Raw genomic sequence first — 21,757 nt, 5'->3', positions numbered from 1 at the left:
CCGACCTGTCGTAGGAGGAGGTCAGGTCCTGAAGGCGGGGGTGGCCAGGCCGAGGAAGGCGCCGGTGTCACCGATGCCGTTGATCGCCGGCCGCGTGCATCCTCTGCTCGTCCCCGTCCGGCCGTCCCACGGCAGCGATCGATCGCCCCATCCGCATGATGAGCGGCCTTCCGATCTGCGGAAAGGCCGCTGGTCATGCTCTTGGCCGGCGGCCAGCCGATGCTTATGGAGCCGGGGACATCACCTCTGGGCCACGCGTCCGGCGGGGAGAGAGTCATGCCTGCTCCGGGGTCGGGAGCCCCTTTGTGGGCTGCCGGTGGAGAAGGGCTGAAGGGGCTGGATGGGATGGATGGGCTGGATGGGCTGGGGGGCTACCCCGGGGAGGTGGTCTGCTCGGAGCGGCCTGCCCCGTGGGCTGCTCCTTCGAGGGCGGCTTGCGTGGGAGAGTGGACGGTCTGCTGCGGGGGCGCCTGGCCTGGGTGTCGGTCTGCCCTGAGGGTGGTCTGTCCCCGGGGCCCCGAGAGGTGATCTGTCCCGGGGCCCCGAGGGGTGGCCTGTCCCGAGGGGAGTCCCCGAGGGGCGGTTTGTCCCGGGGGAGTCCCCAAGGGGTGGCCTGCCGCCGGAAAGTCTCCGAGGGGTGGCCTGTCCCAGGGGAGTCACCTGAAGGGTGGCCTGTCCTAGGGGAGTCACCTGAAGGGCGGTCTGTCTCGGGAACTGCCCCCGGGCACGGTCTGTCTCAGGAACTGGCCCCCGGGGCGGCCTGTCCAGAATCTGTCCCCCGAGGGGCGGCCTCTGTCGGGGCTTCTCCCGGGGGCTTCTGCCCTGGGGCGGCCTTCCCCGGGCGGCCTCCCCTGGGTGATCTACCCGGGCGCCGGTCTCCCCGGAGTGCTCCGGAGGGGGCGGGCTGTCTTGGAGCGGCCTGCCCAGGAGCGGTTCCCTGGGCGCCCCGAGAGGCGTTCCGCGGCCCCAGGGGCAACCCGCCCCAGGGCCGGAGCGGCGCCCACCCGGTGTCAGGTTCGCGCCAATGCCGTAAACGCTCTGGGGTGTCGTGCGGGCGATGGCTAACGTGGTGGCGCGAGGCGTCCGAGGGGTCGAGTGACGGGCGGGCCGAGCGGTGTACCACCGCCTGCCGTCACCCCTATCGGACTCTCCTGTGACGCAGGCCACTCTCGCGCCGTCTTGACGGCGGAGTCGTGTAATCGATTACGTAAGCCCACACGAAATCGATTACACGCCGTTGTGCGATCGAGACGCCCTGCGCCGTGGTGTCCTCGACCTGCCTGCGCGGACCTGCATGGAAGGGCTGGGGCGGGATGGCGAAGATCAAGGATGTGGCCGAGCGGGCCGGGGTGTCCGTGGCGACCGTCTCCCGGGTGCTGAACGGGCGGAGTCCGGTGGCCGAGACGCGTGAGCGGGTGCTCGCCGCCGTCGAGGAGCTGGGGTACCGGCCCAACAACGTCGCCCGCGCCCTGCGCACCGCCCGTACCGGCACGCTCGGACTGGTCATCAGCGACCTGACCAACCCGTTCTTCACCGAGCTGGCCGACGCCGTCGAGGACGCCGCGCGCGGCCTCGGCTACAGCCTGATCATCGGCAACGCCGCCGAACGCACCGCTCAGCAGGACGACTACATCCGTACGCTGCTGGACCGCCGTATCGACGGCCTGCTGGTCAGCTCGGCCGGTGCCGGCTCCGCGATGCTGCGCGAGGTCGTCGCCTCCGGCACGCCGCTGGTGCTGCTGGACCGGATCGTGCCGGGCGTCGACGCGCCGTGCGTACGGGCCGACGGCGCCGCGGCGCTCACCGACCTGGCCGCCCACCTCGCCGCCCTCGGCCGGCGGCGCCCCGCGGTCATCGTGGCTCCGGCCGGTACGCCGACCGGCGACGAGCGGCTGGAACTCTTCCGTACGGCGCTGGCCGCGCACGGCATAGCGCTGCCGGACGAGCGCGTCGGCTCCACGCCCGACCTCCAGCCCACCGGCGGCCGCGCGGTGATGCGCCGCCTCCTGGACCTGCCCGAGCCGCCCGACGCCGTACTGGCCACCGACAACCTGATGGCGCTCGGCGCGATGGACGAGATCCGCGCGCGCGGGCTGCGCGTCCCCGACGACATGGCGCTGGTCGTGTACGACGACGTGCCCTGGTTCGCACACACCGACCCGCCGCTCACCGCCATCGCGCAGCCCACCCGCGAGCTGGGCCGGGCCGCCCTGCACACCCTGCTGGAACGGATCGAGGGGCGCGCGCCCGGCTCCGTGCTGCTGCCGGCCCGCCTCGTCACCCGCCGCTCCTGCGGCGAACCGGGCACCACCCGCGAGGAAACCCAAGAGGAGGAGGGCAGCGCATGACCGACGTCAACGACGACGTTCGGGACGACGCACCGGCCGGCCGCGAACTGCTGCGCATGGAGGGGGTGACGAAGTCGTTCCCCGGCGTGCGCGCGCTGGACGGCGTGGACTTGAGCCTGCGCGCGGGCGAGGTGCACGTCCTGCTCGGCGAGAACGGCGCGGGCAAGAGCACCCTGATCAAGATGCTCTCCGGCGCCCACCGCCCCGACGCGGGCCGCATCCTCGTGGCCGACGGTCCAGGCCCGATCGGTGGCCCCGGTGGATCCGGCGGCCCCGGCGGCCCTGGCGAACACAACGGTCCCGGTGGGCCCGGCGACCACAGCAGAACCGTAGGCCACGTCAGCAACGGCGGCCTCAGCCGTCCCGGCGATCACGTCGGCCCCGGTGCCCCCGACACCACTCCAGCCCCCGGCACCTCACGCGCCACCCCTCCCGACGCTCTCCACGAGGTGCACATCCGCACCGCGCAGGACGCCGAACGGCTCGGTATCGCCACCATCTACCAGGAGTTCAATCTCGTCCCCCGCCTGACCGTCGCGGAGAACATCTTCCTGGGCCGGCAGCCCCGCACCGCGCTCCGTCTGATCGACAAGAAGGCCATGCGGGCGCGCGCCGCCGAACTGCTGCGCCGGGTACGCCTGGACGTCTCCCCGGACACCCCGGTCGCCGAACTGGGCATCGCCCGGCTCCAGATGGTCGAGATCGCCAAGGCGCTGAGCCTGCGCGCCCGCGTCCTGATCATGGACGAGCCGACCGCCGTTCTGACCTCCGAGGAGGTCGATACCCTCTTCACCATCGTGCGCGAACTGCGCGCCGGCGGCGTGGGGATCATCTTCATCACCCACCACCTGGAGGAGATCCGCGCCCTCGGCGACCGCGTCACCGTACTGCGCGACGGCCGCTCGGTCGCCGAGGTGCCGGCCGGTACGGACGAGGACGAGCTGATCCGCCTGATGGTGGGCCGGGACATCGCCGAGCAGTACCCGCGGCAGCGCCCGGACGAGCCCGGCGCGCCGCTGCTGCGCGTCCGCGGCCTGACACGGCACGGCCTCAACGGCACGCCCGTCTTCGAGGACATCGGCTTCGAGGTGCGGGCCGGTGAGGTCGTCGGCCTCGCGGGCCTGGTCGGCGCCGGCCGTACCGAGGTCGCGCGGGCGGTCTTCGGCGTGGATCACTACGACGCCGGGAGCGTCGAGGTCGACGGGCAGGTGCTGGCCCCCGGCGACGTACGGGCCGCGATGCGCGCCGGGCTCGGCCTGGTCCCCGAGGACCGCAAGGGCCAGGGGCTGGTCCTGGACGCCTCGCTCCAGGACAACCTGACGCTGGCCCGGCTGGACCGCGACACCCGCGGCGGCCTGGTCGACCGGCGCGGCCAGCGGCGCGCTGCCGCTGAGGTGGCCGCCCGGCTGAAGGTACGGATGAGCGGCCTGGGGCAGCACGCCCGGACCCTGTCCGGCGGCAACCAGCAGAAGGTCGTCATCGGCAAGTGGCTGCTGGCCGACACCCGGCTGCTGATCCTGGACGAGCCGACGCGCGGCATCGACGTGGGCGCGAAGGTCGAGATCTACCAGCTCGTCAACGAGCTGACGGCAGCCGGCCGCGCGGTGCTGATGATCTCCAGCGACCTGCCCGAGGTGCTCGGTATGAGCGACCGGGTGCTGGTCATGGCCCAGGGGCGGCTCGCCGGTGAACTCTCCGGCGACGAGGCGACGCAGGACGCGGTGATGGAACTGGCGGTGCGGTCCGACGCCGACGCGTCCGGACCGCACGGGACGGCACCGCACGGGACGGCGTCGCGCACGTCACCGCACCCGACGACGAACGAGAGCGCGAAGGAGGGCTCCGATGTCCGCTGATGTGAAGACGGGAGCGGCCGCCGAGGCGGTCGGCACCGCCCCGCCCGACGACGGCTTCGGCCCCTGGTTCACCCGGGCGGTCCTGAAGAACGGCCCGCTGGGCGGCCTGATCGCCCTGATCGTGGTCATGGCGATCCTGTCCGGGGACTTCCTGAACGGGCAGAACCTCCTCAACGTCGGCGTCCAGGCGTCCGTCACCGCCATCCTCGCCTTCGGCGTCACCTTCGTGATCGTCTCGGCCGGCATCGACCTGTCGGTCGGCTCGGTGGCCGCCCTCAGCGCCACCGTGGTCGCCTGGGCCGCGACCGACGCGGGCCTGCCGGTGTGGGCCGCCGTCCTGCTGGGGCTCGCGCTCGGCGCGGCGGCCGGCCTGGTCTCCGGCGCGCTGGTCGCGTACGGGAAGCTGCCCGCCTTCATCGCCACCCTCGCGATGCTCTCCGTCGGCCGCGGCCTCGCTCTGGTGATCACCGGCGGTACGCCGATCGCCTTCCCCGCCTCGGTCAGCAAGCTGGGGGACACGCTGGGCGGCTGGCTGCCCGTCCCGGTCCTGGTCATGATCGCGATGGGGCTCGTGGCGGCGCTGGTCCTCAACCGGACGTACGCGGGCCGCGCGATGTTCGCGATCGGCGGCAACGAGGAGGCCGCCCGGCTCTCCGGCATCGACGTCAAGCGCCGCAAGCTGGTGATCTACGCGATGTCCGGACTGTTCGCGGCGGTCGCGGGCATCGTCCTCGCGGCCCGGCTGACCTCCGCCCAGCCGCAGGCCGCCGTCGGCTACGAACTCGACGCCATCGCCGCCGTCGTGATCGGCGGCGCCAGCCTCTCCGGCGGCTCCGGCAAGGCGTCCGGCACCCTCATCGGCGCCCTGATCCTCGCCGTGCTGCGCAACGGCCTGAACCTGCTGAGCGTCTCGGCGTTCTGGCAGCAGGTGGCCACCGGTCTGGTCATCGCGCTGGCGGTGCTCCTGGACACGCTGCGGCGCCGGAGCGCGCGATGAGGTGGCCCAGGGGACCGCTCGACGGCGGTACGCCCAGGACGGGTACGTACAGGACGGGTACGCCCGGGAAGGGTACGTCCGGCAGGGCCGCGTCCGGTGGGGGTACGGGCTCGTTCCGCGAGCGGCGTACGGAGCCGCTCGACAGCGGTACGCCCGGCAGGGGCACCGACTCGCTCCGCAGGCGTACGGGCCTGCTCGGCGCGGCTGTCCTGGCCGGTGCCCTCGCCCTGTCCGGCTGCGACCGCGGCGGCGACACCGACCTGGGCCTGGCCCTCTCCACCCTGAACAACCCGTTCTTCGTCGCCGTCCGTGAGGGCGCGCAGGCCGAGGCGGACCGGCGCGGCCTGCACATCAACATCACCGACGCGCAGAACGACCCGATGCAGCAGATCAACCAGATGGAGACGTTCACCAGCCAGGACGTCAAGGCGGCGATCATCAACCCGGTGGACTCCGACGCCGCCGTGCCGGCCGTCGGGGTCGCCAACCGGGCGGACGTGCCGGTGATCTCCCTGGACCGCGGCGTCAACGGCGGCCGGGTCGGCTCGGCCATCGCCTCCGACAACGTCGCGGGAGGCCGGCTCGCCGCGAAGACGCTGGCCGAGTCCCTCGGCGGCAAGGGCAAGGTGGCCTTCCTGGAGGGCCAGCCCGGCACCTCGGCCGCCCGGGAGCGCGGGCAGGGCTTCGAGGAGGGCATCAAGGCGTACCCGGGCATCCAGGTGGTGGCGCGGCAGCCCGCCGACTTCGACCGGGCCAAGGGCATGGACGTGATGTCCAATATGCTCCAAGTACACCGGGACATCGGCGGCGTCTTCGCGGCCAACGACGAGATGGCGCTCGGCGCCGCCAAGTCGCTGGGCGCCCGGGCGGGCAAGGACGTGAAGATCGTGGCGTTCGACGGGACGCCGGAGGGCGTCGCGGCGGTACGCGGCGGGACGCTGACCGCCACGGTCGCCCAGCAGCCCAAGCTGCTGGGCAGGCAGGCCGTGGCGCAGGCGCTCAGGGCGGCGCGCGGCGAGCGGCTGCCGAAGCAGGTGAAGGTGCCGGTGGTCCTGGTGACCGGCAAGAACGCGGCGGAATTCGATGGGTGAGAAGCAGATGTACGACGTACTGGTAGTGGGCTCGGCCAACGCGGACCTGACGGTCCGGGTGGCGCGGCGGCCCGGCGCGGGCGAGACCGTGCACGGCTCCGACCTGGTCGAGTCGGCGGGCGGCAAGGGCGCCAACCAGGCGGCCGCCGCCGCCCGGCTCGGCGGCCGGGTCGGCCTGCTGGCCCGGGTCGGCGACGACGCGTACGGCGAACTGCTGCTGGACGCGCAGCGCGCCGCGGGCACGGACGTCGCGCACGTGATTGTCGAGTCCGGCACCCGCACCGGCACCGCGATGATCATCGTGGGGCCGGACGGCGACAACAGCATCGTCGTCTCCCCGGGCGCCAACGCGGCGCTCACCCCCGCGGACGTGGCGGCCGCCCGCGACGTCATCGCCGCGTCCGCCGCCGTCTCCCTCCAGTTGGAGGTGCCCGTGGAGACGGTACGGGCCGCCGCCGCCACGGCCACGGAGACCGGCACCCGGGTCGTCCTCAACCCGTCCCCCACCCCCGACAGCCTCGACCCGGAGCTGCTCGCCGCCGCCGACCCCCTCGTGGTCAACGAGCACGAGGCGCAGCAGCTCGCGGGCCGCACCGAAGGCACCCCGGAGGACTGGGCCCGGGCGCTGCGCGAGCAGGGCGCCCGCTCGGTCGTGGTCACCCTCGGCGGCGACGGCGCGCTGGTCGTGGACGGCGAGGGCGGCACCGGCCGGGTCCCCGGCGTGAAGGTCGAGGCCGTCGACACCACGGGCGCGGGCGACGCGTTCACCGGCGCCCTCGCGACCCGCCTGGCCGGCGGCGCCTCCCTCACGGACGCCGCCCGCTTCGCCGTACGGGTGGGCGCCGCGGCCGTCACCAAGCCGGGCGCCCAGCCGTCCTACCCGACGCTGGACGAACTGCCGTCCTGACCGGCGGGCACGGCCGCGGGGACGCGGGCGGGGCGGCCGTACGCAGGCCGTCCCGCCCGCGCCCGCTCACCTGTGGTGCCTCGTCAGCGATGTGGAGCCGCCTTCCGCAGACCGCCGCCGGACGTTGTCCCGGTCACGGATCACCGGTCGTTCACCCGCTCCCGTATGCCTTCCGCACCCGCCGCCACATGCCCGGCGGCCCGGCCCACCTCGGCCACGGCCGGCCCGGCCTCGTCGGCCAGGCGCGCGAGGCCTGTCCCGTCCGCCGCCCAGATGCCGCTGTACCCGCAGGCCACGCTCTCGCTCCCCGGGCCGACGCCGTTGGCGAGCAGTACGTCGAGCCCGGTGTCCCGCGCCTTGGCGGCGTACTGCTCCGTGCGCTCCACCGAGTCGTGGAACGAGCTGGCCAGATACACCTGGCAGCCGTCGGCCGCGGCCTGCTCCGCCACCTCGGGGAAGGCGTTGTCGTAACAGGTGGCGAGGGCGAACTTCAGGCCGCGGAAGGTGAACCGGCCGCCCGCGTCCGTCCCCGCCGTGAACAGGCCGTTCTCCCGGCCGTACAGGTGGTGCTTGTCGTAGCGGGTCAGCAGCGCGCCGTCCGGTCCGTACACGAACGAAGCGATGGTCATGCCGTCCGCCGTCCCCGCCGGGCCACGGCCCGGGCCGTTGACCACCGCGGCGACGCCCGCCGTCCGGCACGCGTCCTGGACGGGGGCCAGCCGCGGGTCGTCCGGCGCGAGGGCGTACCGCTCCGGGGCGGCGGCTATCGCGTCGAGCTCGTAGTTGGTCAGGGCCAGCTCGGCGAAGACGACCAGCTCGGCGCCGCGGCCGGCGGCCTCGGCGAGCAGAGTGGCCATCCGCGCCGCGTTGCCCTCGATGTCCCGGGACGCGGACGGGAATTGCGCTGCTGCGACGATCATTTCTCCATGATGCCCGGTGCCACTGACAACGCGGCGGCCAGGAGGCTCCGCACCTGCCCGGTGATGGCCGTCCGGTTCCGTACGAAGTCGGGATCGGTGACCGTGCCGGTCGCCGGATCGGTGTTCCCGGCGCCGAACTGGAGGACCGGCGTGTGCAGATGGCCGCCCGGCACCTTCAGCTTCAGCGCGTCCCGCAGCAGCGTCGCCCGGTAGCCGATCTCGTTGGACAGGTAGTCACCGCCGCCGCCCGCGCGGGCCGTGGAGCCCGGCGTCGGCCCGTCCGGCCGCTCGACGGGTGCCCCGCCGCCCGCCGGGATCTCGGTCACCTCCGTGTTGTCCCGTACCGGGAACGGCCCGGTGGCGGTGGTGGTGAGCTGCGCGTACGGGAGGGTCGTGGTGGTCCACTGCGGCTGCGGCCGTACGGTCGGCACGCCCTTCGGCACGGGCACCGTCCCGGTACGGGACACGCGCGCGTTGTCCGGATAGCCGCCCCGCCAGGCGCCGTTCGTCCGCTCCAGGTCGAACCGCCCCGGCCGTCCCTGGCTGACGGTGGTGAACAGGTCCACCTGCCGCGGCCCGCGCCGGAAGTGCGGCAGCAGTGTCCGCTCCACCGTGCCCGCCGCGAAGTCCGCCCACCGTACGGGGAAGACGGCGGCCTCGATCCGCGCGAGCCGCCCGGAGGACGTACGGACCGTCGTACCGTCCAGCGCGAGCGCCGCGGCCCCCGACGGATTGCTGCGGCGGGCGTCCGCGTCCAGCTGGAAGGGGTCGAAGCCGGTCACGACGACGCGCAGGGTCCGCTTCCCGGCGTGCCCGCCGCCGGGCAGGTCGATCGAGTCCTGCCCCCGCGACCCGCGCTCCAGCGCCCCCGCCAGTGTGTTCCGTTGGCCAACGGTCAACCGGAACGGCGGTTTCCACTCGCGCAGCGCCTCGGTCATGCCCAGCCGCGCCCAGTACAGCGGCCGGTCGTCGTCCCGGCTCAGGTCGCCGCCCTGCGGCCCTCGCCCCTGGACGCGGTCCACCGCGCGTCGCCACAGGCCGCGTCCGGCCTCCGTGACGTACCGTTTCGCCGCCCCGTACGAGTGCACCCGTGCGAGCCCGTCGCCGAACGTCCCGGCCACGTCGGCGAACCCGCTGCGCCGCAGGATCTCCTGCGGCGCGCGCTGCGACAGCCGCTGCGCCTCGACGGTCGGTGCGGCCGACGCCGGCCGGGAGGTGGCGGCGGCGGGGGAGGCCGCTGTGGCGGAAGGGGCGGTGAGGGCGAGCGGGGCCGCGGTCAGCAGCGCGGCGCCGAGCACACCCATCCTGGTGCGTATGCGTCTCATGGGGTGAGTAAAGCGGCGCCGTACCGTGCGCGGAAGGGGTTGATCCTCTTCCTTCCCGCGCGGACCGGCCGCCGTCAGCCCTCGACCGCACCCTCGCCGGCCGCCGGAGCGCCACCCTCCCCGTCGGCCGCCCCGAGCAGCGACAGGAAGTCCCCGAACGCCGCCGGCATGTCCACCTCCGCCGGGTCCAGCAGCCACTGCAACTGGAGGCCGTCCATCACGGCGGCCAGCAGCGGCGCGGCCCGCTCCGGTGTCAGCCCGCCCGGCAGCCGGTCGCCGTACTCCGCCCGCAGCACTCCGGCCAGCGCCTCCCGCACCCGCCGGAACCGCCGCTCGAAGAAGTCACGGGCCGGGTGGTCCTCGGTGACACTGTCCCCGGCCAGGACCGTGTACGTCTGGACGACCCCGGGCCGCCCGGCGTTGTACTCGACCAGCCCGGCGAGGGTGTCCGTGCGCCAGGCGCCGGTGGCCGCCGCCGCGGCCGTGTCCCAGCGGTCGCGCGCCTCCAGGACGCCGACCAGCAGCAGTTCCTTGCTGGGGAAGTGGTGCAGCAGGCCCTGCTGGGTCAGTCCGGCGCGCTCGGCGACGGCGGCGAGTGACGTACCGCGATAGCCGCGCTCGGCGATCAGCTCCATGGCGGCCTGGAGGATCGCCTCGCGCCGCTCCGCGCGCTGTGCCTCGCGTCCACCGCCGCTCCGGCGGCCGCCCGGCCGTACCTGGTCCCGTGCAGTCACCGGGCGAGCGTAACCCCGCCTGCCCCGGTCATAAGGTAACCAGAAGATAACAGTACCTACCACTTGCCAGGCGAACCGGTCACAATCGGGCTCAGGGGCCCGGAGCCGCTCGTCACGCCAGGGAGAGCCGTATGACCGACCACCGAAGCGCCCACACCGCGGCAGCCGCCGTGGCCGTCGAGGAGGCCCTCGGGAAGCTGGACCTCGACACCAAGGCCGGGCTGCTGTCCGGGCAGGACGTCTGGACGCTGCCCGCCGTACCGGAGATCGGGCTGAGGTCCCTGGTCATGTCGGACGGACCGATCGGCGTGCGCGGCCAGGGATGGGGTGCGGAGGATCCGTCCGTCGCCCTGCCCAGCCCCACCGCGCTGGCCGCCACCTGGGACCGGGAGCTGGCGCGCCGCGCGGGCCGGCTGCTCGCCCAGGAGGCGCGCCGCAAGGGCGTGCACGTCCTGCTGGCCCCCACCGTCAACCTGCACCGCTCCCCGCTCGGCGGCCGCCATTTCGAGTGCTTCTCCGAGGACCCGTACCTGACCGGTGTGATCGGCGCGGGGTACGTCGCCGGGGTCCAGGACGGCGGGGTGGGGGCGACCGTCAAGCACTTCGTGGGCAACGACGCCGAGACCGAGCGCTTCACCGTCGACAACCGGATCGCTCCCCGGCCGCTGCGCGAGCTGTACCTGGCGCCCTTCGAGCACATCGTCGAAACCGCCCGGCCCTGGGCCGTCATGACGGCCTACAACCAGGTCAACGGCGTGACGATGACCGAACACCGCGAGCTGGTCGACGGCGTCCTGCGAGGCGGGTGGGGCTTCGACGGGGTCAACGTCTCCGACTGGACGGCGGCCCGCGACACGGTACGCGCGCTGCGTGGCGGCCTGGACCTCGCGATGCCGGGGCCGCACACGGTCTTCGGCGCACCGCTCGCGGCGGCCGTCCGGGACGGGCGGGTGACGGAGGACGAGGTGGACGACGCGGTGCGCCGCGTGCTCCTGCTCGCCGCCCGCACGGACTGCCTGGAGGGCGTCCCGGCCGCCGTCGCCCCCGAGGACGTACCGCGGCACATCGACGGCCGCGCACTGGCCCGCGAGATCGCCCGCCGCGCCTTCGTCCTCGTACGCAACGAACCGGTCGCACGCGATGAACCGGTCGCACGCGACGAACCGGCCGTACGCGACGAGCCCGCACCCACCCGGAACGACACCCCGCCCCGCGCCCTCCCCCTCACCCCCCACTCCCTCCGCAAGCTCGCCGTCATCGGTGCCGCGGCCAAGGACGCCCGGGTGCTGGGCGGCGGCTCCGCCACCGTCTTCCCCGAGCGGATCGTCTCCCCGCTGGAGGGCCTGCGCGCCGCCCTGCCGGACACCGACGTCACCTTCTCGGCCGGCGCCGACCCCCGCACGAAGGTCCCGCACGCCCGCGCGGGCTTCGAGCTGTGCGCCCGTTACTACGGCGCGGACGGCGCGCTGCTCGCCGAACAGCCGCAGTTCGACGGCAAGGTGCAGGCCATGGGCCGGTTCCCGGACGGTGTCACACAGCGCAACCTGCACACTGTGGAGCTGGCGGGCACGTTCACCCCGCAGGCCGACGGCGCGCACACCTTCGCCGTCTCCGGCACCGGCGAGCTCCGGCTGACCGTCGGCGGCCGGGTGCTGTTCGACGCCCCCTGTGCCCCGGACACGGACGACCCGTTCGAGGCGTTCATGAACCCCGCCGAGCACCGCGTGCAGGCGGAGCTGACGGCCGGACAGACCCTGCACGTGGCGCTGCGGTTCGTCCCGCGCGGCACCGGTCTCGGCGCCGACCTGCCCGTACTGACCTTCGCGCTCGGCCACGCGGAGCCGCGGCCCGACCCGGACGCGGAGATCGAGGAGGCGGTACGGGCCGCCGCGGCGGCGGACGCCGTGGTCGTGGTCGTGGCGACCACCGAGGAGACCGAGTCGGAGGGCTTCGACCGTACGGGCCTGGCCCTGCCGGGGCGCCAGGACGAGCTGGTCTCGCGGGTGGCCGCCGCCAACCCGTACACCGTCGTGGTCGTCAACGCGGGTTCCCCGGTGGAGCTGCCCTGGCGCGCGGAGGTGCCCGCCGTCCTGCTCGGCTGGTTCCCCGGGCAGGAGGCGGGAGCCGCACTGGCCGACGTCCTGCTGGGGACGCACGAGCCGGGCGGCCGCCTGCCGACCACCTGGCCCGCCTGCCTGGCGGACGCCCCGGTCACCCAGGTCACCCCGGCCGACGGCCGGATCGCGTACGAGGAGGGCGTCTTCATCGGCTACCGGGCCTGGCAGCGCCGGGCCCGCGAGGAGGCGGGCCCGGCACCGGCGTACCCCTTCGGGCACGGACTGGGCTACACCGACTGGAGTTACGAGTCCCTGGAGGCGACCCCGGCCCGCGCCCGGGTCCGGGTGCGCAACACCGGCACCCGCCACGGCCGTGAGGTCGTACAGGTCTACCTCGCGCCCCTGGACCGGGTCGCGGGCCTGGCGCCCGCGGACCGCCCGGACCGCTGGCTGGCCGGGTTCGCGACGGTGGAGGCGGCCCCGGGCGAGACGGCCGAGGCCGAGATCGTGCTGCCGCGCCGTGCCTTCGAGATCTGGGACGAGGCGGCCGGTGCCCGCCGTTTCGTGGACGGTACGTACGCGATCGAGGCGGCCCGCAGTGTCACCGACCGGCGGCTGGCCGCGCAGATCACCGTGGCCTGACCGCGCGGGTCACGACGGTCCGACCGCGCGGGCCACCACGCTCCGGTTGCGCGGGGCGCGACGGCCTGCCCGCGCGGCGCCCGCGGCACCTCAGCCCCCGGCCCGTACCTCCACGTCGCCCCCGTCGCTGTGCACCTTGATCTTGTGCGGCGACTTGTTGTCCACGGTGCCGGTGACCCGGCGGTTGCCACCGTCCGTGGTGGCGTCCACCGCGTAACGGCCCTGCGGGACCCGGACCGTGACCGCGCCGCCGCTGCTCCGGCCGTCCACCCGGTCCGGCACACCGGTGAAGCGGGCGTCGATCTCGCCGCCGTCGGTGTCCGCCGTCGCCTGCTTCGCCGTGCAGTCCCGCAGGTCGATGTCGCCGCCGTGGGTCTTCGCGTCGACGGCCCCCGAGGCGCCCTCGACGTGGATGTCGCCGCCCTCGGTCCGCAGCTTCACGGCGACCGACCGCGCGACCCTGACCTCGTAGGCGACGCTGCACTTGCCCCGGATTCCCGCGCAGTCGTCCGCGGTGAGCTTCAGGCTGCCGCCTTCGAGGGCGTGCCGGGTGCCGGGCTTCCGCTCGCCGTACGCCAGCCGTTCCGTCACCTTGACCCGGTCACCGGCCGTGTCGTCCGCGACGACCGTGATGTTGCCGCCTGGCGTCGTCACGTCCAGCGTCGTCGTTCTGCCCTCGACGGTGTAGCTGCGCTCGGTCTCGGTGACCTTTTCGGTCAGCTCGCAGCCGGTGGCCGCGACGGTCACCGTGACGAGGGCGGCCGTGGCGAGGGCGACACGGGTGGTGCGGTGCCCCGGTCTGGTGGTGCGGTGTTCCGGCCTGGTCGTACGGCGTGCGGTCATGGTGGGTCCCCCCGGGTACGGAAAGCGGTGTGCGGGCGTGCGGAGCGGTGTACGGGCCCCGGGCGCACCGTGGTTCGGGCCGACTGCCATCCTCCCGCGCCCCGCGTTTCCGCCGGATCCCCAGCAGGAACGATCTGCCCGGCCTTCCCCCTAAGGGTGTCCGTGCCGCCCCGTCAGGGCTGCTACGTCCCCTTACGGGTGATCTCCCGGAACGCCATCCGGGCCAGCTCCCGCTGCCCTTCCCGGCCGGGGTGGAACCAGTCCCAGGCGCTCAACTCCGCGCCGGTGAAGCGGAAGTCGAAGACGGACCGGTCGAAGCGGCACAGCGTGTCGCGCTCGCAGACCGACTCCAGGGCCTTGTTGTAGGCCACCACCCGGTCCCGCACGCTCTGCCGGCGGGTGTCCGCGGCCTTCGACAGGTCGTCGGGGTCGCGCAGCATCGAGCCGCACATCCCGAGCTTCCACACTTCCTTGCCCAGCGGATTCTGCCGCCCCTGCGACCACAGCCGCATCAGGTCGGGCACGGCCGCGACGTACACCTGCGTCTTGGGCAGGGCGCGCCGCAGCGCGCGCAGCGACGCCTCGAAGTCGGCGCGGAAGGCGGTCGTCGTGGTCATCGCGCCGACGTCGGTGCGGCAGGCGTCGTTGGCGCCCATCAGGACGGTGACCAGCTCGGGCCGTTTCCGTACGGCCTGCTCGACCTGGGCGGGCAGGTCGCGCATCAGCGCGCCGGTCTTCGCGAAGTTCCAGCTCTGCGTGGCGGGATCCTTCACCAGCCGCCGGGCGACGCTGTTCACTCCCGGGTCCGTGCCGGTGGCCCAGGAGACGGCGGGGCAGTCGGACAGCACCGAGCAGGCGTCGAACCCGGCGGTGATGGAGTCGCCGACCGCGGCCACCGAGGCGGGGTCGGTGCGCCAGGCGGGAGAGGGCTTGGGGGAGCGGCTCGGGGCCGTCCGGCCGCCGTCGTCGGGATCACCGGCGCAGGCCGTCAGGGAGACGGCGAGCGCGGCCGCCGTGAGGGCGGCGGCAGCGGCGGTACGGGCCCGGTTTGGCCGAAAGGGCTGATTGACCGCGGCCATCCCCTGTCCCCCTCCGGCGTGCGAGTGATATCTGTTCCGGTACCGACGGTACGTCACCCCCTGACGCCTGCCGCGCGGTAGCTTGTGCCGTGACCCGTAGGGTCCTCGCCCGACGGCACCGGCACAGTCGGCACGCGTGTATTACATCACGTCATTTACTGTCCCTTTTGCGGCAAATTGGGGCTCATGGTGTTTACTGTAGGTAACCTCGGATGCTGGTGCCGACGTGATCACTGGGGCAGAATGCTTGCAGCTGTCCCGGCCGCGACCGGAACGGGCACGAGGCCGCTGGGGAAGGCGAACCTCGAACCGTACTGGAGGTCCCGGTGACGACACGTGGAGTTCTGTACGTCCACTCCGCACCGCGCGCGCTGTGCCCGCACGTCGAATGGGCCGTCGCGGGCGTCCTCGGTGTGCGCGTCAACCTCGACTGGATCCGCCAGCCGGCGTCCCCCGGCACCTGGAGAGCCGAGTTCTCCTGGCAGGGCGAGGCCGGCACGGCCTCCAAGCTGGCCTCCGCGCTGCGCGGCTGGCACCTGCTGCGCTTCGAGGTGACCGCCGAACCCTGCGCCACCGCCGAGGGCGAGCGCTACAGCGCCACGCCCGAGCTGGGCATCTTTCACGCCGTCACCGGCATCCACGGCGACATCCTGATCCCCGAGGACCGGCTGCGCGCAGCGCTCGCCCGTTCGGCGGGCGGCGAGACCGAGCTGGCGGCCGAGGTCGCCAAGCTGCTCGGCAAGCCCTGGGACGACGAGCTGGAGCCCTTCCGGTACGCGGGTGAGGGCGCCCCGGTCCGCTGGCTGCACCAGGTCGTCTGACCCGCCGCACCAGGCCGCGGGCGGCCGCGGCGGCGCGCCGACGCCGCCCTTGCCCTGGAGCCCGCTCCAGGCCGTAGCGTGCGGACATGCCTGACAAGACCTCAGTGGCGGTGCTCGGCACCGGAATCATGGGCTCGGCGATGGCCCGCAATCTCGCCGGCGCCGGCCTGGACGTCCGCGCCTGGAACCGCACCCGCGCCAAGGCCGAACCCCTGGCCGCCGACGGTGTACGGGTCGTGGACACCCCGGCCGAGGCGGTGGACGGCGCGGACGCCGTCCTGACCGTCCTGCTGGACGGACCGGCCGTCCTGGACGCCGTACGGGCGAGCGCCCCCGCCCTGCGCGCGCGGACCCTCTGGCTCCAGATGAGCACCGTGGGCGCCGACGGAACCGCCCCGCTCGCCGCCCTCGCCCGCGAACACGGCCTGGACCTCGTGGACGCTCCCGTGGTCGGCACGAAGGAACCCGCGGAGAAGGGCCTGCTGACCGTTCTCGCGGCCGGGCCGCAGGACGTACGGGAGCGGGCGGCGCGCATCCTCGACGTCGTCGGACAGCGCACCCTGTGGGTCGACGAGGACGCGTCCTCGGGCGCGGCCAGCCGCCTCAAGCTCGTCGTCAACAGCTGGGTGCTCACCGTCATCAACGGCACGGGCGAGGCGCTGGCCCTCGCCCAGGGACTCGGCGTGGATCCCCGCTCCTTCCTCGAAGCGGTCGAGGGCGGACCGCTCGACCTGCCCTACCTCCGGATGAAGTCGGAGCTGATCCTGTCCGGCGCGTACCCGGCGAGCTTCACGGTCTCCGCCGCGCGCAAGGACGCCCGGCTGATCGAGGAGGCCGCCGTGGCGGGCGGGGTGCACATGGACCTGGCGGCGGCCGCGGCGGAGCGCTTCCGGCGGGCGGAGGCGCAGGGGCACGGCGACGAGGACGGCGCGGCGGCGTACTACGCCAGCTTCTGAGGCGTACGCGGTCCCGGGTCCCCGGGCACGCGGCAGAGACCGTACGCCCGCCCCCGGGTGCGCGGAAGGGGCCGCGCCACACGGCACGGCCCCTTCGCACACCTCACGGACCGGCGGGTCCGGCTCCGGTCACACGGTCCGGAAGGCCAGCACCACGTTGTGGCCGCCGAAGCCGAACGAGTCGTTCAGCACCGCGATCGTGCCCTCGGCGGGCAGCGCGCGCTTCTCGTCCCGGACGATGTCCGCGTCGGCCTCGGGGTCGAGGTTCTCGATGTTGATGGTCGGCGGCGCCACCCGGTGGTGGATCGCCAGCACCGAGGCGACGGTCTCCACGCCGCCCGCGCCGCCCAGCAGGTGGCCGGTCATCGACTTGGTGGCGGAGATCGCCATGTGGTCGACGTCGGTGCCGAAGACCTTGCGCAGCGCCTTGATCTCGGCCAGGTCGCCCAGCGGCGTCGAGGTCGCGTGCGCGTTGACGTGCGCGATCTCGGCCGACTTGAGGTCGGTGTTGGCGAGCAGGTTCTGCAGCGCGTGCGCGATGCCGTTACCGGACGGCTCGGGCTGCACGATGTCGTGGCTGTCGGCGGAGATGCCCTGGCCGACGGCCTCGGCGTAGACCTTCGCACCGCGCTTGGCGGCGTGGTCGGCCGACTCCAGGACGATCACGCCGGAGCCCTCGCCGAGCACGAAGCCGTTGCGGTCCGCGTCGTAGGGGCGGGACGCGCCCTGCGGGTCGTCGTTGTTCTTGGACATCGCCATCATGTTGCCGAACGCGGCGATCGGCAGCGGGTGGATGGCCGCCTCCGTACCGCCCGCGACGACGACGTCGGCACGGCCCGTACGGATCATCTCGATGCCGTAGCCGATGGCCTCGGCACCGGAGGCGCAGGCGCTGACCGGGGTGTGCACACCGGCCCGCGCGTTGACCTCCAGGCCGACGTTGGCCGACGGGCTGTTGGGCATCAGCATCGGCACGGTGTGCGGGGAGACGCGGCGAGAGCCCTTCTCCCGCAGGATGTCGTACTGGTTCAGCAGGGTGGTCACGCCGCCGATGCCGGAGGCGATGACCGTGCCGAGCCGGTCCGGGTCCACCGAGGAGTCCTCGCCGGCCCGGGCCTCGAAACCGGCGTCCGCCCACGCCTCACGGGCCGCGATCAGCGCGAGCTGTGCCGAGCGGTCCAGCTTGCGGGCCTGCGCCCGGGGGATGATCTCGCCCGGGTCGACGGCCGCCGCGGCGGCGATGCGGACCGGGAGGTCGGCCGCCCAGTCCTGGTCGAGGGCGGACACGCCGGAACGTCCGGCGAGCATCCCTTCCCAGGTCGAGGCACTGTCGCCACCCAGCGGTGTGGTTGCGCCGATACCGGTGACGACCACGGTGCGATTGGTCGCGTTCACGGAAATTCCTACTCCACAGGTTGAGGGGTTGAGAATCGACGGCGCCACCGCGGGGTGGCGACATGCGCCGGGGCTGGATCAGCCCTGGTGCTTCAGGATGTAATCGGTCGCGTCGCCGACCGTCTTGAGGTTCTTGACGTCGTCGTCGGGGATCTTCACGTCGAAGCGCTCCTCGGCGGCGACGACGACCTCGACCATGGACAGCGAGTCGACGTCCAGGTCGTCGGTGAAGGACTTGTCCAGCTTGACGTCCTCGACGGGGATCCCGGCGATCTCGTTCACGATCTCGGCGAGACCCTTGACGATCTCTTCCTGGGTGGCGGCCATGATGGCGCTCCTTCGGTAATGGGTCGGGGGAACGGTAGAAAGTCTGCAGTTCCGGGGATGTGGACAGGCTCCGCGCGGTCACCGGGACACAAGGTCACCGGTGGTGTCGCGCGAAACTCGCCTAGGGGAGGGTAACGACCGTCGCGGCGTAGACGAGACCCGCCCCGAAGCCGATGACGAGCGCGGTGTCCCCGCTCTTGGCCTGACCGGTCGCCAGCAGCCGCTCCATGGCGAGCGGAATCGAGGCGGCCGAGGTGTTGCCGGTGGTCTCCACGTCACGGGCGACCGTGACGCTCTCCGGCAGCTTCAGAGTCTTCACCATCGAGTCGATGATCCGCATGTTGGCCTGGTGCGGGATGAAGACGTCCAGGTCGTCCGGGCTGACTCCGGCCGCGTCCAGCGCCTGCTGGGCGACCTTCGCCATCTCGAACACCGCCCACCGGAAGACCGCCTGGCCCTCCTGGGTGATGGCGGGGTAGCGGATCTCGTCCAGCGCCACCTGGGCGTCCGGGCCGTTGCCGCCGGGCACCGGGGTGCGGCGGTAGATGTCCCAGCCGAACGTCTGCTTGATCGTCTCGGCCTTGTCGCCCTCCGAGCCCCAGACGGTCGGGCCGATCGCGGGCTCCTTGCCGGGGCCGACGACCACGGCGCCGGCGCCGTCGCCGAAGAGGAACGCGGTGGCCCGGTCCTCCAGGTCGGTCAGGTCCGAGAGCCGCTCGACGCCGATGACGAGCACGTACTCGGCGCTGCCGTCGGTGATCATGCCCTTGGCGAGCGTCAGACCGTAGCCGAATCCGGCGCAACCTGCGGAGATGTCGAACGCGGCGGGCTTGCCCGCGCCGACCTTGTGGGCGATCTCGGTCGCGATGGCCGGGGTCTGCTTGAAGTGCGAGACGGTCGAGACGACCACCGCGCCGATCTGCTCGGGGGTGATCCCGGCGTCCGCGATGGCCTTGCCGGCCGCCTCCACCGACATGGCCGCCACGGTCTCGTCCGGGCCGGCCCAGTGGCGGGTGGCGATGCCGGAGCGCGAGCGGATCCACTCGTCGGAGGAGTCGATGTGCTTGAGGATCTCCTCGTTCGGCACCACACGGGTCGGGCGGTAGCCGCCGACACCCATGATGCGCGCGTGCGCGGCGCCCTTGGCGGGCTTGATCTTCGAGGTCATGCTCTCGGGGCTCCTATTCGGCCTGGGCAGAGTGCTCGGCGATCAGCGTGCGGGCCGCGTCGAGGTCGTCCGGGGTCTTGAGCGCGAGGGTCTGCACACCGGGCAGCGCGCGCTTGGCGATGCCGACGAGGGTGCCGCCGGGGCTCACCTCGATGATGCCGGTGACGCCCAGCTCCTTGAACGTCTCCATGCACAGGTCCCAGCGCACCGGGTTGGCCACCTGGCCCACCAGGCGGCGCACGACGTCCTGCCCGTCGGTGACGACACGGCCGTCCTTGTTCGAGACGTACCGGGTGTGCGGGTCGGCCGGGGTGACCTGCGCGACCGCTGCCTCCAGGGCCGTCACGGCCGGGGCCATGTGCTCGGTGTGGAAGGCGCCGGCGACCTTCAGCGGTACGACGCGGCGGGTGCCCTCGGGCTTGTCCGCGGCCAGCGCGGCGAGCTGCTCGGCGGTGCCCGCGGCGACGATCTGGCCCGCGCCGTTGACGTTCGCGGGGGTCAGGCCCAGCTTCTCCAGGTGCGGCAGGACGACGTCCTGCTCGCCGCCGAGGAGGGCGGCCATGCCCGTCTCGGTGACGGCGGCGGCCTCGGCCATGGCCAGGCCCCGCTTGCGTACCAGCGTCAGCGCGTCGTCCTCGGAGAGCACGCCGGTCAGGGCCGCGGCGGCCAGTTCGCCGACGCTGTGCCCGGCGGCGGCGCCGACCAGCCGGGACACGTCCCCCGGGGTCGCGAAGAGCTGCCGGGCGGACACCAGGGAGGCCGCGACCAGCAGCGGCTGTGCCACCGCGGTGTCGCGGATCTCGTCCGCGTCCGCGTTCGTGCCGTAGTGGACCAGATCCAGGTCGATGGCGGCCGACCACGCGCGGAGCCGGTCTTCGACACCGGGGAGGTCGAGCCAGGGGGTCAGGAAGCCGGGCGCCTGAGCGCCTTGGCCGGGAGCGACGAGTACGAGCACCCTCACACTCTCTCTTGTGGGAGGTCCCGCCCGCCCGTGGGGACAGGGACGAAGAACCATCAGGGGAATTGTCGGTGTTCTACAAAAGTCTAGAGTTGGCCGTCCCTGTCGGCCAGACGCCCCAGGATCAGCGCGATGCGCAGCGTGAAGGCGGAGCGTACGTCCGAAGGTGACCATCCGGTGACGTCGGTCACACGTCGCAGCCGGTAGCGCACGGTGTTGGGGTGCACGAAGAGCATCCGCGCCGCGCCCTCCAGGCTGCTGGCTTGTTCCAGATACACGCTCAGCGTCTCCAGGAGCGCCGAGCCTGCCTCCTCCAGCGGTCTGTAGATCTCCTCCACCAGTTGCTCACGCGCCGCCGGGTCGGACGCCATCGCCCGCTCCGGCAGCAGGTCGTCGGACAGTACGGGACGGGGAGCGTCCGGCCAAGCGGCACATGCCTTCAGTCCCGCCGCGGCGGCCTGCGCGGAGCGGGTCGCGGCCAGCAGGTCGGCCACCACCGGCCCGGCCACCACCGGGCCCGCGGCGAATGGCCCGATCAGGGCTTTCGCCGCCTTGAGCGGGTCGTCCGAGCCACCCGCGATGACGACCAGACGGCTGCCCAGGACGCCGGTGAGCACCTGGAGCTTGGCGTGCCGGGACGCGCGGCGGATGGCTTCCACCGTCAGCTCGCTGTCCCCGTCGGGGGCCGTACCCAGCACAACGCACACATGTTCGGGAGAATTCCAGCCGAGCGCGGCGGCCCGCGAGATCGCCCCCTCGTCCGCCTCCCCGGAGAGCACCGCGTTGACCACCAGCGACTCCAGCCGCGCGTCCCACGCGCCCCGGGCCTCGGCGGCCTGCGCGTACACCTGGGCGGTGGCGAAGGCGATCTCCCGCGCGTAGACGAGCAGCGCCTCGCGCAGCACGCCCTCGTCCCCGGGGGCCGCCACGTCGTCGATCGCCGCCTCCATGACCTCGATGGTCGTACGGACCATCTCGACGGTCTGGCGCAAAGTGATCGCCCGGGTCAGCTCGCGCGGCGCCGTTCCGAACACGTCGGTACTGATGGCCTGCGGCGTCTCCGGATGCCGGAACCACTCGGTGAAGGCCGCGATGCCCGCCTGGGCGACCAGCCCGATCCAGGAGCGGTTCTCCGGCGGCATGGCGCGGTACCACGGCAGCTGCGCGTCCATGCGGGCGATGGCGTTGGCAGCCAGCTTTCCCGACGACTTCTCCAGGCGGCGGAGGGTCGCGGTGTGCGGATGCGGGTGCGGGTCGCGCGATGCGGGTTCAGACACGGGGACAAGCCTGCCTTATCGGGGCGGTGTGATGGCGCGGTGGGCTCTCGGGGGCG

Annotated in this window: 16 protein-coding genes and 1 pseudogene; 7 read left to right on the top strand and 10 right to left on the bottom strand. The window is 73.3% G+C overall.

Features of this window, described 5'->3' with window-relative positions:
* The first annotated feature begins 1,313 nt into the window (after nt 1-1,313).
* From ACZ4QV_RS05225 to rbsK, 4 genes and pseudogenes are all read left to right on the top strand, one after another.
* Complete coding sequence (locus tag ACZ4QV_RS05225) at nt 1,314-2,348, top strand: LacI family DNA-binding transcriptional regulator (protein ID WP_361591269.1); 1,035 nt, start codon at nt 1,314-1,316, stop codon at nt 2,346-2,348.
* Nucleotides 2,345-4,204 carry a sugar ABC transporter ATP-binding protein gene (locus ACZ4QV_RS05220; RefSeq protein WP_467762598.1) on the top strand — a complete coding sequence of 620 codons (1,860 nt, stop codon included), beginning with the start codon at nt 2,345-2,347 and terminating at the stop codon, nt 4,202-4,204. The genes ACZ4QV_RS05225 and ACZ4QV_RS05220 overlap by 4 nt, the downstream gene beginning before the upstream one ends.
* Nucleotides 4,194-6,292: pseudogene (locus tag ACZ4QV_RS05215) on the top strand (ABC transporter permease/substrate-binding protein). Before ACZ4QV_RS05220 ends, ACZ4QV_RS05215 begins: the two are co-directional and overlap by 11 nt.
* A gap of 7 nt (nt 6,293-6,299) precedes the next feature.
* Entirely contained in the window at nt 6,300-7,199 is a 900-nt protein-coding gene (gene rbsK / locus ACZ4QV_RS05210; RefSeq protein WP_361145222.1) for a ribokinase, read from the top strand.
* Between the two features lie 140 nt (nt 7,200-7,339).
* Here the strand turns inward: rbsK and ACZ4QV_RS05205 are convergent, their stop codons facing one another.
* The 3 genes from ACZ4QV_RS05205 to ACZ4QV_RS05195 form a co-directional block, all read right to left on the bottom strand.
* Nucleotides 7,340-8,119, bottom strand: coding sequence for a carbon-nitrogen hydrolase family protein (locus ACZ4QV_RS05205; protein ID WP_467762597.1), 780 nt, complete (start codon nt 8,117-8,119; stop codon nt 7,340-7,342).
* Nucleotides 8,116-9,444 (bottom strand): pyroglutamyl peptidase, encoded by a 1,329-nt coding sequence (locus tag ACZ4QV_RS05200; RefSeq protein ID WP_467762596.1) that lies wholly within the window; start codon nt 9,442-9,444, stop codon nt 8,116-8,118. The genes ACZ4QV_RS05205 and ACZ4QV_RS05200 overlap by 4 nt, the downstream gene beginning before the upstream one ends.
* Before the next feature lie 74 nt (nt 9,445-9,518).
* Entirely contained in the window at nt 9,519-10,079 is a 561-nt protein-coding gene (locus tag ACZ4QV_RS05195) for a TetR/AcrR family transcriptional regulator (RefSeq protein ID WP_467762696.1), read from the bottom strand.
* A gap of 230 nt (nt 10,080-10,309) precedes the next feature.
* Between ACZ4QV_RS05195 and ACZ4QV_RS05190 the strand changes: the two genes are divergently transcribed.
* Nucleotides 10,310-12,877 (top strand): beta-glucosidase, encoded by a 2,568-nt coding sequence (locus ACZ4QV_RS05190; protein ID WP_467762595.1) that lies wholly within the window; start codon nt 10,310-10,312, stop codon nt 12,875-12,877.
* Nucleotides 12,878-12,967: 90 nt separating this feature from the next.
* On the opposite strand, the gene ACZ4QV_RS05185 is transcribed toward ACZ4QV_RS05190, so the two are convergent.
* Together ACZ4QV_RS05185 and ACZ4QV_RS05180 are read right to left on the bottom strand one after the other, a co-directional pair.
* The gene (locus ACZ4QV_RS05185) at nt 12,968-13,720 is read right to left on the bottom strand and encodes a DUF4097 family beta strand repeat-containing protein (RefSeq protein WP_361591279.1); all 753 of its coding nucleotides are present in this window, start codon (nt 13,718-13,720) and stop codon (nt 12,968-12,970) included.
* Between the two features lie 182 nt (nt 13,721-13,902).
* Entirely contained in the window at nt 13,903-14,799 is an 897-nt protein-coding gene (locus tag ACZ4QV_RS05180; protein WP_361638016.1) for a GDSL-type esterase/lipase family protein, read from the bottom strand.
* Between the two features lie 326 nt (nt 14,800-15,125).
* On the opposite strand from ACZ4QV_RS05180, the gene ACZ4QV_RS05175 reads away from it, so the two are divergent.
* Both ACZ4QV_RS05175 and ACZ4QV_RS05170 read left to right on the top strand, forming a co-directional pair.
* Nucleotides 15,126-15,620, top strand: a complete 495-nt coding sequence (locus ACZ4QV_RS05175; protein WP_030597503.1) for a DUF3145 domain-containing protein — start codon at nt 15,126-15,128, stop codon at nt 15,618-15,620.
* A gap of 86 nt (nt 15,621-15,706) precedes the next feature.
* Nucleotides 15,707-16,576 carry an NAD(P)-dependent oxidoreductase gene (locus ACZ4QV_RS05170; RefSeq protein ID WP_361591283.1) on the top strand — a complete coding sequence of 290 codons (870 nt, stop codon included), beginning with the start codon at nt 15,707-15,709 and terminating at the stop codon, nt 16,574-16,576.
* 129 nt (nt 16,577-16,705) lie between these two features.
* Here the strand turns inward: ACZ4QV_RS05170 and ACZ4QV_RS05165 are convergent, their stop codons facing one another.
* From ACZ4QV_RS05165 to ACZ4QV_RS05145, 5 genes are all read right to left on the bottom strand, one after another.
* Nucleotides 16,706-17,971 (bottom strand): beta-ketoacyl-[acyl-carrier-protein] synthase family protein, encoded by a 1,266-nt coding sequence (locus ACZ4QV_RS05165; RefSeq protein WP_361143794.1) that lies wholly within the window; start codon nt 17,969-17,971, stop codon nt 16,706-16,708.
* A 78-nt stretch (nt 17,972-18,049) separates the two neighbouring features.
* Nucleotides 18,050-18,298, bottom strand: a complete 249-nt coding sequence (locus ACZ4QV_RS05160) for an acyl carrier protein (protein WP_361143792.1) — start codon at nt 18,296-18,298, stop codon at nt 18,050-18,052.
* A gap of 121 nt (nt 18,299-18,419) precedes the next feature.
* A complete protein-coding gene (locus ACZ4QV_RS05155; protein WP_361143789.1) occupies nt 18,420-19,466 on the bottom strand; it encodes a ketoacyl-ACP synthase III in 1,047 nt (348 codons plus the stop codon).
* Nucleotides 19,467-19,479: 13 nt separating this feature from the next.
* The gene (locus ACZ4QV_RS05150) at nt 19,480-20,421 is read right to left on the bottom strand and encodes an ACP S-malonyltransferase (RefSeq protein WP_361143786.1); all 942 of its coding nucleotides are present in this window, start codon (nt 20,419-20,421) and stop codon (nt 19,480-19,482) included.
* Between the two features lie 89 nt (nt 20,422-20,510).
* Nucleotides 20,511-21,701 (bottom strand): PucR family transcriptional regulator, encoded by a 1,191-nt coding sequence (locus tag ACZ4QV_RS05145; RefSeq protein ID WP_361143783.1) that lies wholly within the window; start codon nt 21,699-21,701, stop codon nt 20,511-20,513.
* Nucleotides 21,702-21,757: the final 56 nt, after the last annotated feature.

It is taken from the genome of Streptomyces sp. NPDC026394 (genome assembly GCF_055567735.1).
Note: the sequence above shows the minus strand (reverse complement) of the source record. Positions and strands in the feature narration are given on the sequence as shown.

What these genes read in the sequence shown, in the direction of transcription:
- ACZ4QV_RS05190 (WP_467762595.1), top strand. Translation starts at nt 10,310, where the DNA reads ATGACCGACCACCGAAGCGCCCACACCGCGGCAGCCGCCGTGGCCGTC.
- rbsK (WP_361145222.1), top strand. Translation starts at nt 6,300, where the DNA reads ATGTACGACGTACTGGTAGTGGGCTCGGCCAACGCGGACCTGACGGTC.
- ACZ4QV_RS05225 (WP_361591269.1), top strand. Translation starts at nt 1,314, where the DNA reads ATGGCGAAGATCAAGGATGTGGCCGAGCGGGCCGGGGTGTCCGTGGCG.
- ACZ4QV_RS05170 (WP_361591283.1), top strand. Translation starts at nt 15,707, where the DNA reads ATGCCTGACAAGACCTCAGTGGCGGTGCTCGGCACCGGAATCATGGGC.
- ACZ4QV_RS05200 (WP_467762596.1), bottom strand. Translation starts at nt 9,444, where the DNA reads ATGAGACGCATACGCACCAGGATGGGTGTGCTCGGCGCCGCGCTGCTG.
- ACZ4QV_RS05205 (WP_467762597.1), bottom strand. Translation starts at nt 8,119, where the DNA reads ATGATCGTCGCAGCAGCGCAATTCCCGTCCGCGTCCCGGGACATCGAG.
- ACZ4QV_RS05195 (WP_467762696.1), bottom strand. Translation starts at nt 10,079, where the DNA reads ATGGAGCTGATCGCCGAGCGCGGCTATCGCGGTACGTCACTCGCCGCC.
- ACZ4QV_RS05220 (WP_467762598.1), top strand. Translation starts at nt 2,345, where the DNA reads ATGACCGACGTCAACGACGACGTTCGGGACGACGCACCGGCCGGCCGC.
- ACZ4QV_RS05160 (WP_361143792.1), bottom strand. Translation starts at nt 18,298, where the DNA reads ATGGCCGCCACCCAGGAAGAGATCGTCAAGGGTCTCGCCGAGATCGTG.
- ACZ4QV_RS05155 (WP_361143789.1), bottom strand. Translation starts at nt 19,466, where the DNA reads ATGACCTCGAAGATCAAGCCCGCCAAGGGCGCCGCGCACGCGCGCATC.
- ACZ4QV_RS05180 (WP_361638016.1), bottom strand. Translation starts at nt 14,799, where the DNA reads ATGGCCGCGGTCAATCAGCCCTTTCGGCCAAACCGGGCCCGTACCGCC.
- ACZ4QV_RS05185 (WP_361591279.1), bottom strand. Translation starts at nt 13,720, where the DNA reads ATGACCGCACGCCGTACGACCAGGCCGGAACACCGCACCACCAGACCG.